Below are 12,901 nucleotides of genomic sequence, written 5' to 3'. Positions count from 1 at the left end.
TCAGGCTTGTGCGAAGGTCTGGCGCTGGCTGCCGAGCCGGTCGACGGCGAGTTCGACGGTGTCGCCGACGCGCAGGTACGGGTTGCCGGGCAGGCCGAGGGCGACGCCCGCCGGCGTGCCGGTGTTGATCACGTCGCCCGGCTCCAGCACGAGGTACTGGCTCAGGTACCGGACGATCTCGGCGACGTCGAAGATCATGTTCTTGGTGCAACCGTCCTGGCGGGCCGTCCCGTTGACGGTCAGGCGCAGTCCGAGGTCCTGCGGGTCGCCGACCTCGTCGGGGGTGACGAGCCAGGGGCCGAGCGGATTGAAGGTCTCGCACGATTTGCCGAGGTCCCACTGGCCCGAGTACTCCAGCTGGAACTCGCGCTCGGACACGTCGTTGCTGATCGCGTACCCGGCGACGCAGTCGAGGGCGGCCTTGCGGGAGTCGAGGTAGCGGGCGCGGCGGCCGATCACGACGGCCAGCTCCACCTCCCAGTCGGTCTTCGCCGACCCGCGCGGGATCAGCACCTCGTCGTAGGGGCCGACCACGGTGCCGGGGTCCTTCATGAAGACCACCGGACGTGCCGGGACCGCCGCACCGGTCTCCTCGGCGTGGTCCCGGTAGTTCAGCCCGATGCACACCACCTTGCCGGGACGGGCCACCGGCGCCCCGACCCGAAGCTGCGCGGCGTCGAGCTCCGGGAGCCCGCCGCCCGCCAGGGCCTCCCGCACCCGATGCACGCCGCCGCCGGCCAGGAAGCGGCCGTCGATGTCCGGCGTGAGCGCGGACAGGTCGAGCACCCGGCCGTCCTCGCCGAGCACGGCCGGAGTCTCCTGGCCTGCCGGGCCGATTCTCAGCAGTTTCATTCGGGGTCCTTCCGAAGGTCGGGGATGGTGGCCGACCCGCGCCGCTGGGGTCGCAGGCCGGCCGGAGGAGGCCGGGTCCGCGGCGCCGGCGCACCGCGGACCCGACCGGTCAGGGTTGGACTCTCGTGCCGGCCCGGGTCAGCCGAGCGTCCACTGCTGCGCCGCCGATCCCGTGTACAGCTCCTGGGTCACGGTCGAGCCGGTGGCGGCGGGGGCGGTGAGGACCAGGCCGCTGCGCACCGAGGTGACGGTGTAGGCGCCGCCCGGCAGCTGGGTGAAGGTCCACAGCTGGTTGGCGTTGCCGGTGCAGGTCCACTGGTCGAGGGTGGCGCCCGGGCTGCTGGAGCCGCCGCTTACGTCGGCGCACAGCCCGGACTTGCCGTTGACCAACTCGTAGGATCCGGGGGTCTGTTGGACGAACTTCCACTGCTGGTTGGCGGCGCCGGTGGAGGGCCAGGTGATCAGCGGGTTGCCGGGGGCGGTGCTGCCGCCGGAGTCGTCGAGGGCGGTGCCGCCGGTGACCAGCATGCGGGTGCCGGTCATGAGGGCGTGGACGGTCCAGCCGAACGACACCGTGCCGTCGGCGCTGCCGGAGGAGGCGGTGACCGTCACGGTCGACGTCCCGGAGGCGGTGGGGGTGCCGGAGACCAGTCCGGTGGGGCTGATCGTCAGTCCGGCGGGCAGGCCGGTGGCGGAGTAGGTCAGGGGCTTGCCGGCGTTGTCGGTGGCGGTCAGCTGGAGCGAGACGGCGGTGCCGACGGTGCCGGTCCGGTCTCCGGGGCCGGTGACCAGCACGCCCTCGGGTGCGGTCCCGACCGGGGTGACGGTCAGGGTCTGCTCGGCCGCGGTGCGGCCGCCGCCGACCGGGTTGCCGGTGGCGTCGCTCCAGGAGCGGGCGGGCGTGGTCTCGGCGAGCCGCCCGGCGGTGGCGGACATGCCGATCACCAGGCCGCTGTAGCGGTTGACCAGGTGGAAGCCGCCGCTCGGGGCCGGCAGCACGAACCACTGCTGTCCCACGGCGGCCCGGCCGGTGGCCGCTGCGGCGACGGTCGGCGCGGCGCCCCAGGCCCGGCCGGCCGGGCCGGCGGCGTCGACTCCGAGGGGCTTGCCGGTGGCGGAGTTGACGACCCGGTAGGAGCCGTCGCCGTTGGCGAGGAAGTACCACGACTCCAGGGCGGAGCCGGTGCCGGCCGTCAGCGAGGTGGTCGCGGAGCTGCCGGAGACCTGGGCCAGCACCCGGCCGTTTCCGGCGCCGATCCGGTAGGTCCTGGTCAGGTCGAACGGCGCCGGGGCGGGCGCGGAGGAGCTCACCGTGACGTCGGCGTACTCGCCGGAGGAGCCGTGGCAGCTGATCGAGCAGTACGACCGGAAGCTCTTGCCGACGATCGTGGAGCTGGTGAGGTTGCCGCTGTCAACGAACCAGCGGTACCAGGAGCTGTCGGTGTAGCTGCCGGTGTCGCCGGCCAGGGTCCACTTCTGGGTGGCGAGGTCGTCGGTGACGTAGAAGCGCTGCGGCACCGTCCCGGAGACGGCCTCGGGCTCGCCGATGTACTTGCCGAGGTGGGCGTCGTAGGCGATGTTCATGATGAACAGGTCCGACTTGGCCGGCAGCGTGCCGGCCGCGACCTGCTGGTCGACGGTGCCGGTGCTGGCCGGGCTGTAGTCGCTCGCCACGGGCGTGTAGCCGTTCGGGTCGGCCGCGCTGACCGGGACCATGTTGCTCTCCCGGCCGCCGAGACCCGGCTGCGACCAGGTGCCGTCGTACCACTTCTGCCAGGAGCCGGCGGCCATCTTGGCGGAGATCGGAGCGCGGGCGACGTGCGCCAGGCCGCCGTTGCTGCCGCCGACGCCGCCCTTGGGGACGATCCGGGAGCCGTAGTAGACGTAGAAGTAGCCGGAGGCGGTGTCGACGAACAGCCGGGGGTCGCCGTCGCCGTAGTCGTAGGTCTGGTTCGGGAACACCGCGTTGTCCCCGCGGGTGGTGCTGTACGGCGAGGTGATCGCGTGGCCCGCGATGGTCCAGGTGCGGCCCTGGTCGGTGGACTTGGCGTAGTCGATCGAGTCGTAGTGCAGGCCGTCGCCGAAGGGCTGCGGGGTGAACTCGTTGTGCACCAGGCCGTACCAGTCGCCGGTGTCCGGGTCGACCCAGGTGCCGACGAGGTCGCAGAAGTTGCGCTGCGAGTAGCCGGAGCCGGCGGGCGCGGGGGTGGCCTCCCGGCCGGTGGGGCTGTTGTTGCAGCGCCAGGTGGTGTCGTTGTTGGCGTCGCTGCTGTTGGCCGGGTCGACCGCGTCGCTGATCGGCGACCTGGTGGCGTGGTCGAAGTCGCTGCCGGTGTAGAACGACCAGTTCCTGGCCTCGTTCGCGCCGTACAGCGCGACGGACTGCTGGAAGTAGAACGTTCCGTCCTTGTCGATGTACGCGCCGGCGGGGGTGTCGGTGGGGTACGCGTAGGACCCGGTCGATCCGACGGACACGGTGTAGGCCGCGGGTGGGGCCGCGGCGGTGGCGGGGGCCGTCGCCGCGGTGAGGCCGGCGGCGGCCAGCGCACCGGCGAGTACCGCGCCGGTGAGCCTTTGTCGAGGAGCTGACACAGGTACTCCTTCAGTGTGACGGGGTGCGTCCTCGCACCCCGGAACGGGCCGGCGCCGTTCGTGGCGCCGGCGGGGTCGGGGTGGGGCCCGGCTCGGCCTGCGTTCCCGTGGTGCGCGGCTCCCTTCCCACCCCCCGGTGGGAAGGGAGCCGCGGTCTCAGGCCTCCGGCATGCCGTCCGACATGCGGAAGTCGTAGTGCGGCGGCACCGGTTCACCGGGGTGGACGGCGAGCCAGAGGGTGTCCAGTGACACCTCGCCCTCGCGCATGTTGTCCACCTGGATGCCGTCGGCCAGCAGTTGCCGCACCCGGTGGTCGTCGCCGCAGGCGTGGGCGGCCTTCGCCTCGGCCAGTCGGATCCTGCCGTGGGCGCGGGCGGCGCCGGTGAGTGCGCCGATGATTCCGAGGGCGTCCGCCGGGCGGTCGGCCCGCAGCAGCGCGTCCACCGCCTCGATGGTCAACTCCTGGACATCGGGACGGAGTTCGTGGGCCTCGGCGAGGAGCTCGGCGGCCTGTTGCGGCGACGGCGCGAGGAAGGCCAGGGCGCGCAGCGCCCAGGGGGTGCGGCGCTCCTCGACGGAGCTCTCGAAGGCGGCTCGGGCGCCGTCGCGTTCTCCGTCGGCCAGGCGGATCAGCCCGAGCTGGTACCGGGCGTGCCAGTCCCGCGCGCCGGCCTCCAGCAGGGCGCGCCAGTGCGCTCCGGTGACCGGGGCGGCGGGCGGGTCGCCGACCGGCAGTGTGCCGGTGGCCAACAGCTGCCGCCAAGGCTCCTGTTCGGTGCCCGGGGTACCGAACGGCAGCAGCGGGGAGCCGGTGAAGCGACCGGCCTCGATCTCCAGTGCGGCCCACCCCGAGCCGTGCGCCAGCAGCTCCTCGGGTGCGCCGAAAGCGGCGGCCGCGGCGTGGGCGGCGGCGAGGTCGGCCGGTGGCAGCAGTTCGGCCAGAGCGTCGGCGGCGGCGGACCGGGCCTGGTCCCAACTCCCGTGCACGGCAGTGGGATCGGCCTGGAGCAGGCCGTAGGCCTCGGTCCAGGACCAGGTGGCCCCGGCGGGCATCGGCAGGTGCTCCAGCTGGGTGCGGGCCAGGCCGGCCTGGATCTCCAGGTAGGCGCTGTCCGGGCCGGAGAGCCATTCCTGCCAGTGCCGGCCGCCGGTGCCGGTGCCCCAGCAGAACAGCTTGCGGCCGCGCAGCAGGTCGGTGGAGGTCTGCACCAGGCCGGCGCCGGTGGCGTCCAGGGCCGCGATCCAGCGCCGCTCCTCGGCCGGCAGGTCGAGGAAGTAGTCCGCGGCCCGGGCGACCCGGCCGGGGTAGCTCCGGTCCTCGCCGTCGTCCAGCTGCGGGAACGGTACGTGTTTCAGGTCGCTGACGTAGTCGCAGTGGAACGCGTGCCCGGTCGGGGCGAGGACGCGGGTGTCCGCGTCCTCGGGCACCGCGATGTTGGACCACCAGTAGACCGGCGTCTCGTCGGCCGACGGGTTGTGCAGCTCGACGTGCACGAAGAGCACCGGGGAGCCGGCGGGCAGCCAGGTGTCCATTCGCAGCACGATGCCGCGCAGCCGTTCGAAGGCGTACATCCGCAGCACCGGGGTGCCGTCCGGCGCGGTCAGGCGGGCGGCGTGCAGCGGCTCGCAGGTGAGCGGCCAGTGCCCGGTGGTGCCGAGGTTCCACTCGACGCCGCCGGCCAGCCAGGCGTCGCGCAGGGCGAGGTTGGCGGGCTGGTAGACCGGGTTGCGGTGCAGCAGTTCCCGGCCGGAGCGGCGGTCCGTCAGCGACCAGAGCCGTCCGCCGAGTCCGGGCAGGAAGACGGCCGTCAGGTGCTCGTTCTCCAGGACCACGGAGGGGATCTCGCGCGGGGCGCGGTGGCGGTCGTAGCGGTCCTGCCGGGTGTAGGGGAGGAGCGAGTGCGGGGCGCCGTAGGCGAGGTTGCGGCGCATCTCGGCGTCGATCCCGACGCCTTCCGCGGTGTAGCTGGAGATGCCGTGCAGGATCGGCAGGGTGCCGACCGGGTCGGCCGCCCCTTCGATCCGGAGGGCGTCCGTGCGCAGGGTCGAGGTCATTTGCCGATCCCCACCGTCATGCCCTGGATGATCCGGGTGCCCATCCAGGAGAACAGGGCGATCATCGGGGCGAGGATCAGGCAGACTCCGGCGAACATGGTTCCGTAGTCCAATCCGTTGAGCTGCGCGGAGGCGACGAACTCGGCGAGCGCCACCGGCAGGGTGATCTGGTCCTGGCTGTGCGTCAGGACGATGGCGAACAGGGTTTCGTTCCAGTTGCTGATGAACTGCAGCAGGAACGCGGTGATCAGGCCGCCGCGGGCCACCGGCAGCACGACCTGGAGGAAGGTGCGCAGCGGGCCCGCGCCGTCCAGGACCGCGGCCTCCTCCAGGACGGCGGGGATGCCGCTGAAGAAGCCGGTCAGCAGGAAGACGGTGAAGGGCATCGCGAGGCCGATGTAGACCAGGATCAGGCCGAGTTGGCTGTCCGTCAGGCCGACCTGGGCCAGGCCGACGAAGAGCGGGACCACCAGGACCTGGCCGGGGACGCCGAGGCCCATGGCGAAGGTCATGGTCAGCGCCGAGGAGGTCTTCGACCGGCGCCGGGCCAGCGCGTAGGCGCACGGCGCGGCGAGGGCGACGGCCAGGACGGAGGCGACCACCGAGACCACGACGCTGTTCAGCGCCGCCGGCCCGAAACCGCCCTCGTTCACGGCGGTGGCGTAGTTGTCGAACTTCGGTGAAGTCGGCAGCCCGACGGGGTGCTTGAGGATGTCCGGGCTGTCGCGCAGAGAGGTGAGGAGGATCCAGAGGACCAGGAGGAGATCGGCGGCCACCACGCACCAGATCAGGGCGGTGCCGATCAGTCGTGCCGGCCCGGCCGACCCGCGCTTGCTTCGCACGTGCTGCGACCTTTCTCAGTACTCGATCGGCTCACGGCGCATCAGGCGCCGCAGGACCAGCGTCACCACCGTGACCATCACCAGGCTGGTGATCGCGGCGGCCGTGGCGATGCCCAGCCGGGGGATGGTGGCCTGCGGGAACGCCTCGGTGTAGACGTACAGGGCGGTGTTCCAGCTGCTGATCGGCGGGTAGGCGCTGCTGCTGCCGCCGAACAGCAGGATCAGTTCGAAGATCTTCACCGAGCTGACCGTCCAGAGCACCGCGCAGACCGAGATGACGTCCCAGGCGCACGGCAGGGTGACGTGCCGGAACCGCTGGAGGGCGTTGGCGCCGTCCAGCTCGGCCGCCTCGTAGAGGTAGGCGGGGATCTGGTCGACGGCGGCCATGATGATGGAGGTGTAGTAGCCGGTGGCCGTCCAGATCAGCGTCCCGAGGACCATCGGCAGCAGGTTGTCGGTCGACAGCCACTTCGGCGGTGTGGTGACACCGAAGAAGTGCAGCACCTGGTTGACCGGGCCGGTCGGGGAGAACAGGAACCCGGCCGCGATGCCGAAGACCATGCCGTTGACCAGGCAGGGGAAGAACAGCACCGAGCGGGCGAACAGCCGCCCCTGCATCTCGCGCAGCACCAGGGTCAGCGCGAGGCTGATCGCGAAGGTGACCGCGCCGCCGATGAACATCAGCTTGAGCGTGTTGACCAGCGAGGTCCGGAACGTCGGGTCGTCGAAGAGCAGTTGGTAGTTGCGCAGGCCCCGCCACTGCATCGCGCCCATGCCGTCCCACTTGTGCAGGCTGGTCCAGAAGGCGTAGCCGACCGGGGCGAGGAACAGCACCGCGTAGGCGAGCAGTGCGGGGGCGGTGAACGGCCAGAACGTGCGCCGCTGTTGGCGCTCGTGCGGGCCGGTACCGCGACGGGAGGAGCGGGCCGCCCGGACCGCGCGGGTCCGGGGGGCGTCGAGGATGCCGGCCAAGGCTCAGCCCTGGGTCTGCCAGTAGGAGACCTGGTCCGCCTTGCACTTGGCGACGAACTGGGCGGCGTCGGTCCTGCCGTGCCACAGGTCGAGGAGGTTCTGGTTGAACACCTTGGCCGGCCAGCCGCCCGCCACACCGTCGTAGGGCAGCCGGACGGTCGCGCCGCCGAGCGCCTTCTGCGCGTCCTCCAGGCCGGCCGGGGCGGGGATGTCGGCACGCGGGGTGAGGTTCAGCGCGGTGGTCGCCATTCCCGCCATCTGCTTCTTCTGCATGAAGAAGGCGATGAACTTCTCGGCCGCCGGGGCGTGCTTGGCCTTCTTGGTGATGGCGAAGCCGAAGAGGTTGGCGTCCGGGGCCTTGGCGCCGGGCGGCAGGATCGACCCGAACTTCCAGCCTGCCGGGATCTGCTTGGCGACCTCGGCGGTCACGTAGCTGCCGTCCATGTAGAAGGCGGCCTTGCCGGAGGTCCAGTTGGTCTCCTGCGCCGGGTACTTGGTGGCGTCGTAGCCCGGGATGACGTACCCGCCCTTGACCAGCTGCTCGACCTGCTGGGCGGCGGTGAGCACGGCCGGGTCGGTCCAGGCTGCGCCGGACTTGTCGGCGGAGAGCTTGTTGACGTCGACCCCGCCGGCGTTGAGCAGGTAGTCGAAGTACAGGCCGTTGGTCCAGGGGTCCTCACCCTCGGAGGCGAGGCAGGGCTTGTTCTTCGCCTTGAGCGCGTCGCAGACCTTCAGCAGACCGGCCCAGTCGGCGGGGGCGCTCGGCATGGCGGCGGCGATGTCCGGGTCGGCCGCGTTGTAGTACATGCCGGTGGTGGCGATCTCGTAGGGGATCATGTAGTGGTTCGAGCCGGCCGGGTCCTTCGGCAGCATGTCGAAGTACTTGGCCGGGATCACGGCCGAGACCGGCACGTTCTCACCGGGGACCTGCTGGTCCAGGACCGGCGACAGGTCCAGGGCCTGGCCGGCCGAGGCGGTCGAGCCGTAGATCACGTCATTGGACTCGTCCCACAGGTCCGGGGCCTGGTTGGCGGCGATCGCCGGGCCGATCTTCTTGGAGATGTCGCGGCCGGTCCAGTTGACGTCGACCTTGATGCCGGTCGAGGCGGTGAAGTCGGCGATCGCGGCCTTCAGCACCTGTGCCTGCGGCTCGTCGGCCCGCCACATCGACCAGTAGGTGAAGCTGCCGCCGGACTTCGCGTCACCGCCGGAACCACCGCTGCTGCCGCAGGCGGTCGCGCCGAGGGCGAGGGCCACGGCCGTGGCGGCACCGACGATACGGAGCGAGGGCAGGGGAAGTCTTCCCATGGGGGGTCCTCTCGGAGGCAAGGAAGTCGCACAGATGGGGGCCGGCGACGGGGACAGTCACTGAGGGAGATCCGTCGACCGGCTCAGAACGTACGGTTCTATTGACCGGTAAAACAAGAGGAGGGCAGATAACGTTTCGGTGATGCCACGGCCAGATGAAGCTTTTGCGTAGTTTGCCCGTCCAAAGGGCGCGACCCCGGCGGAGCGCGGCTTGACCCGGCCCGGGAGTGGGGGCTAGCCTTCCGGCTCATTCGATGGACCGGTCAAATGGGGAGGGCCTACTCATGGTGACGATGCAGGACGTGGCTGAACGGGCCGGAGTCACCAAGCAGACCGTCTCCAACGTCATCAGCGGCCGGGTGCCCGTCCGGCCCGCGACGGCGGCCAAGGTGCGCGCCGCGATCGCGGAACTCGGCTACACGCCGAACCTCGTCGCACGCTCGCTGGCCACCGGCGCGACCAGGACGGTCGGCCTGTTCGTCCCCAGCGTCTTCGGGGCCTTCTACGCGGGCATCGTGGAGGAGGTCGAGGACGTCCTGGAGGAACACGGCTACCACCTGCTGCTCTCCACCACCCGCCTGGACGGCGAACGGGCCCGGCGGCACCTGGCCAACCTGACCAGCCGCTCGGTGGACGCCCTGCTGATCGCCGGCGACCGGGACCTGATCGACCATCTGCCGCTGCTGGGCGACGCCCGCTTCCCCGTGGTGCTGTGCGCCTGGGAGACCGAGGCGCCCGACAGGTTCCCGGTGGTCACCATCGACTACGAGCGGGCCGGCCACCTGGCCGGCCGCCACCTGCGCGAACTCGGCCACCGGAACGTGGCGGTGCTGGCCAGCCCGGCCCACGCCGTCCGCATCGAGGGCTTCCGCCGCGCCTTCGAGGCGGACGGGCTGACCGTGCCGGACTCCGCCGTGCACTACGCGCCCGAACCCACCCCCGGCGGCGGTTTCGAAGCGGCCACCGCCGCCCTGACCGCGAACCCCGAGGCGACCGCCCTCTTCGCCACCCACGACGTGCTGGCCCTCGGAGCACTGGACGCCGCCCGGGCCGCCGGCCGCTCCGTCCCGCACGACCTCTCCGTCATCGGCCACGACGACATCCCCGAAACCCGCACCACCCGACCGGCGCTCACGAGCGTGGCGACTCCCAACCGGGAGATGGCCCGCCAGGCGATCGAACTGCTGCTGCGCGCCGTCACCAAGTCGGGCACCCTGACCAACTCGCTCCAGCTCCTGCGACCCGAACTGGTCGTACGGGACAGCACCGGCCCCGTCGGCGACCCGCCGACGCGGCGCGGCGCCTGACCGGCGAACAGCCCACGGGGTGAGCGCCCGACCGGCGCACACCCCAGGGGGCCGCTGCCGGCGCACACCCCCCGAAAGGACACTCAGTTGTCGATGGACCCCGGCCCCGGACCGGACCGACTGTGGTACCGCCGACCGGCCGCCTCCTTCCTGGAAGCCCTCCCGCTCGGCAACGGCCGGCTCGGCGCCATGCTGTACGGCGGCACGAACGAGGACACTGCGCCCGGCGCAGGAGAGACCCTCCGGCTCAACGCCGACACCCTGTGGTCCGGCGGGCCCGGCCCGCACGACCGGGAAGGCGCGGTCGAGCACCTGGCCGCGCTGCGCGCCGCGGTGCTGGAGGACCGTGACTACGCCCGCGCGGAGACGCTCGCCACCCGCATGCAGGGCCCCTACACGCAGGCCTACCAGCCCCTCGCCACCCTCCGACTCCACTGCGGCGAGGACCGGACGGACGACTACACACGCTCGCTCGACCTCGCCTCCGGCCTCCACCGCGTCAGCTACCGCAGTGGCGACGCCGACATCGTGCGCGAGTCCTTCGTCTCGGCGCCCGCCGGGGTACTGGTCACCCGCATCACGTCCTCCGTCCCCGGGCGGCTCGACCTCACCGCGCGGTTCGACACCCCGCACCCGGGCTCGCCCACCGGCGTCGACGACCACGGCGACCTGCTGATCACCGGCCGGGCACCGGCCCACCTCGCCTTCGCCGAGCCGGACGCGGCCCACTACCGCGCCGACGCGGGAATGGGATTCGCGGCCGGCCTGCGGGTGCTCGCCACCGGCGGCCGGATCGAGCGGCAGCCGACGGCCGTGGTCGTCGACGGCGCGGACGAGGTCGTCCTGCTGGTCGCCGTCGCCACCGGCTACCGCGGCTACACCGAAGTGCCGGCCGGCCCCGAGGACGGCCCTTCGTCGGAGGTGGCCGGGATGCTGGCAGCCGCCTCCGCACTGACCTACCAGCGTCTCCTGGACGAGCATCTCGCCGACCACCGGCGGCTGTTCACCACCAGCACGCTCCGGCTCGGCGCCGAAGGGCCCGCCGACCGGCTGCCCACCGACGAACGCGTCGCCGCCGTCCGCGCCGGAGCCGCCGACCCGGGGCTGGCCGCCCTGCTGTTCGCCTACGGCCGCTACCTGCTGATCGCCTCCTCACGCCCCGGAACCCAGCCCGCCAACCTGCAGGGCATCTGGAACACCGAAGTGGTCCCGCCGTGGAACGCCAACTGGACCACCAACATCAACCTGCAGATGAACTACTGGCCGGCCGAGACCACCGGCCTGGCCGAGTGCCACGAGCCGCTGTTCGACCTGCTCGCCGACCTCGCCCACACCGGTGCCCGCACCGCGAAGACCTACTACGGCACCGGCGGCTGGGTGGTCCACCACAACGTGGACCTGTGGCGCGCGGCCAACCCGGTCTCCGGCGAGCCCGTCTGGGCCAACTGGCCGATGGCCGGCGCCTGGCTGTGCGCCCACCTGTGGGAGCGTCACCTCTTCGACGGCGACCCCGACTTCCTGGCCGGGCGCGCCTACCCGCTACTGTCCGGCGCCGCCCGGTTCCTGCTGGACTTCCTCACCGAGGACCACGAAGGCCGACTGGTCACCTGCCCGTCGACCTCCCCGGAACACCGCTTCCGCCTGCCCGACGGCAGCCTGACCGCCGTCTCGGCCGCCGCGACCATGGACCACTGGCTGACCCGGGAACTGTTCGCCAACACCGCGGCGGCAGCCCGGACCCTGGGCGTCGACGAGCAGTTCGCGGCCGAACTCGACGCCGCGAGCGCCCGCTTGAGGCCACCGGCGACGACCGCCGACGGGCGCCTGCTGGAGTGGTGGGAGGACCTGCCCGAGGAGGACCCCGGCCACCGCCACCTCTCCCACCTCTACGCGCTCTACCCCGGCAGCGAACTCGACCCGCTCACCGACCCGGCCGGCACCGACTCCGCGCGCCTGGCTCTGCTCCGCCGACTGGCGCACGGCGGCGGCTCCACGGGCTGGAGCCGGGCCTGGGTCGCGGCCCTCGCCGCCCGGCTTGGCGACGCCGACCTCGCCGGGCGCAGCGTGCACACGGCGCTCGCCGAGTACACCGCCCCCAACCTGTTCGGCCTCCACCCGCCGGACCTGTTCCAGATCGACGGCAACTTCGGCATCACCGCCGCCATCGCCGAGATGCTGCTGCAGAGCCACAACGGAGTGCTGCGCCTGCTGCCCGCGCTGCCCGCCGCCTGGCCCACCGGCCGCGTCGACGGGCTGCGTGCCCGCGGCGGAACCACCGTCGACCTGCGCTGGGACGCGGGCCGCCTCACCGAAGCGGTCCTGCACCAACGGGCGGAACGGGAGGTCGCCGTCCTGCTGCCGCCCGGCACTCCGCAGTGCAGGGTGACCGACCGCACCGGCCGACCGGTCGGCGCGGTCGCCGTCCGGACCGCCGCGGGCCTGCGCCTGGACCTCGCACCCGGAGGCGAGGGCCCGCTGACCCTGCGCCCCCGCCCGGACTCCGCCCGTCGCTGACCCGGGCACCGGCCGCCTCCCCGGACGGCCTGAGGCATCGTCATGTGCTCGGCGTCGGCGTGCTGGTTGCCGGGCCGGGTGCGTGTGAGGGGGCCCGGGCGAGTCCAACCCGCCCGCCGCCACACACGGTCGGCCGCCGAACGACCTCTTCCGCACGCATCATCGGTGACGGTCGATCAGCCTGGAGCGGGGCGGTTTTCGATCCGCACCCGAAGGGGTGAAGATCCGGGCGTTCGCAGAGCAGCGCCTCCTGCGGGGCGTAGGCGTCCTCCGGGATCGCCCCGGTGCGGGGCCTGCGCGGCGGGGCCGCCCGGGGCGGGCCGTCGGGATCCGCTTCAGACCAACGGACGGCCCGCCCCGCTGACGGCGGTTTCTAGCGGTCGTTGCAACACGTGGTCGGTTGTCTAGGCCGCGACGAGTTTAGCGAGACGCTCGGCTGGGGTTTCCCAGCCGAGCGTT

At 72.3% G+C, this 12,901-nt stretch carries 8 protein-coding genes; 2 read left to right on the top strand and 6 right to left on the bottom strand.

Annotated features, from left to right (window positions below):
- From ACIHEI_RS27850 to ACIHEI_RS27825, 6 genes are all read right to left on the bottom strand, one after another.
- Positions 1-852, bottom strand: coding sequence for a fumarylacetoacetate hydrolase family protein (locus ACIHEI_RS27850; protein ID WP_396608537.1), 852 nt, complete (start codon positions 850-852; stop codon positions 1-3).
- Between the two features lie 138 nt (positions 853-990).
- Complete coding sequence (locus ACIHEI_RS27845) at positions 991-3,444, bottom strand: RICIN domain-containing protein (RefSeq protein WP_396608536.1); 2,454 nt, start codon at positions 3,442-3,444, stop codon at positions 991-993.
- Between the two features lie 156 nt (positions 3,445-3,600).
- Positions 3,601-5,499, bottom strand: a complete 1,899-nt coding sequence (locus ACIHEI_RS27840) for a DUF5107 domain-containing protein (RefSeq protein WP_396608535.1) — start codon at positions 5,497-5,499, stop codon at positions 3,601-3,603.
- A complete protein-coding gene (locus tag ACIHEI_RS27835) occupies positions 5,496-6,341 on the bottom strand; it encodes a carbohydrate ABC transporter permease (protein ID WP_396608534.1) in 846 nt (281 codons plus the stop codon). The genes ACIHEI_RS27840 and ACIHEI_RS27835 overlap by 4 nt, the downstream gene beginning before the upstream one ends.
- A 15-nt stretch (positions 6,342-6,356) precedes the next feature.
- Positions 6,357-7,313 (bottom strand): carbohydrate ABC transporter permease, encoded by a 957-nt coding sequence (locus ACIHEI_RS27830; RefSeq protein ID WP_396608533.1) that lies wholly within the window; start codon positions 7,311-7,313, stop codon positions 6,357-6,359.
- A 3-nt stretch (positions 7,314-7,316) separates the two neighbouring features.
- Positions 7,317-8,621 carry an ABC transporter substrate-binding protein gene (locus ACIHEI_RS27825; protein ID WP_396608532.1) on the bottom strand — a complete coding sequence of 435 codons (1,305 nt, stop codon included), beginning with the start codon at positions 8,619-8,621 and terminating at the stop codon, positions 7,317-7,319.
- Between the two features lie 254 nt (positions 8,622-8,875).
- On the opposite strand from ACIHEI_RS27825, the gene ACIHEI_RS27820 reads away from it, so the two are divergent.
- Both ACIHEI_RS27820 and ACIHEI_RS27815 read left to right on the top strand, forming a co-directional pair.
- Complete coding sequence (locus ACIHEI_RS27820) at positions 8,876-9,928, top strand: LacI family DNA-binding transcriptional regulator (RefSeq protein WP_396608531.1); 1,053 nt, start codon at positions 8,876-8,878, stop codon at positions 9,926-9,928.
- Between the two features lie 93 nt (positions 9,929-10,021).
- Entirely contained in the window at positions 10,022-12,442 is a 2,421-nt protein-coding gene (locus ACIHEI_RS27815; protein WP_396608648.1) for a glycosyl hydrolase family 95 catalytic domain-containing protein, read from the top strand.
- Positions 12,443-12,901: the final 459 nt, after the last annotated feature.

The organism is Kitasatospora sp. NPDC051984 (genome assembly GCF_044593455.1).
Taxonomy (GTDB): Bacteria; Actinomycetota; Actinomycetes; order Streptomycetales; family Streptomycetaceae; genus Kitasatospora.
This window is presented reverse-complemented; position numbering and strand designations above follow the sequence as displayed.

Excerpts from the sequence above, each read along its gene's own strand:
- ACIHEI_RS27840 (WP_396608535.1), bottom strand. The coding sequence starts at position 5,499 with ATGACCTCGACCCTGCGCACGGACGCCCTCCGGATCGAAGGGGCGGCC.
- ACIHEI_RS27815 (WP_396608648.1), top strand. The coding sequence starts at position 10,022 with ATGGACCCCGGCCCCGGACCGGACCGACTGTGGTACCGCCGACCGGCC.
- ACIHEI_RS27825 (WP_396608532.1), bottom strand. The coding sequence starts at position 8,621 with ATGGGAAGACTTCCCCTGCCCTCGCTCCGTATCGTCGGTGCCGCCACG.
- ACIHEI_RS27820 (WP_396608531.1), top strand. The coding sequence starts at position 8,876 with ATGGACCGGTCAAATGGGGAGGGCCTACTCATGGTGACGATGCAGGAC.
- ACIHEI_RS27850 (WP_396608537.1), bottom strand. The coding sequence starts at position 852 with ATGAAACTGCTGAGAATCGGCCCGGCAGGCCAGGAGACTCCGGCCGTG.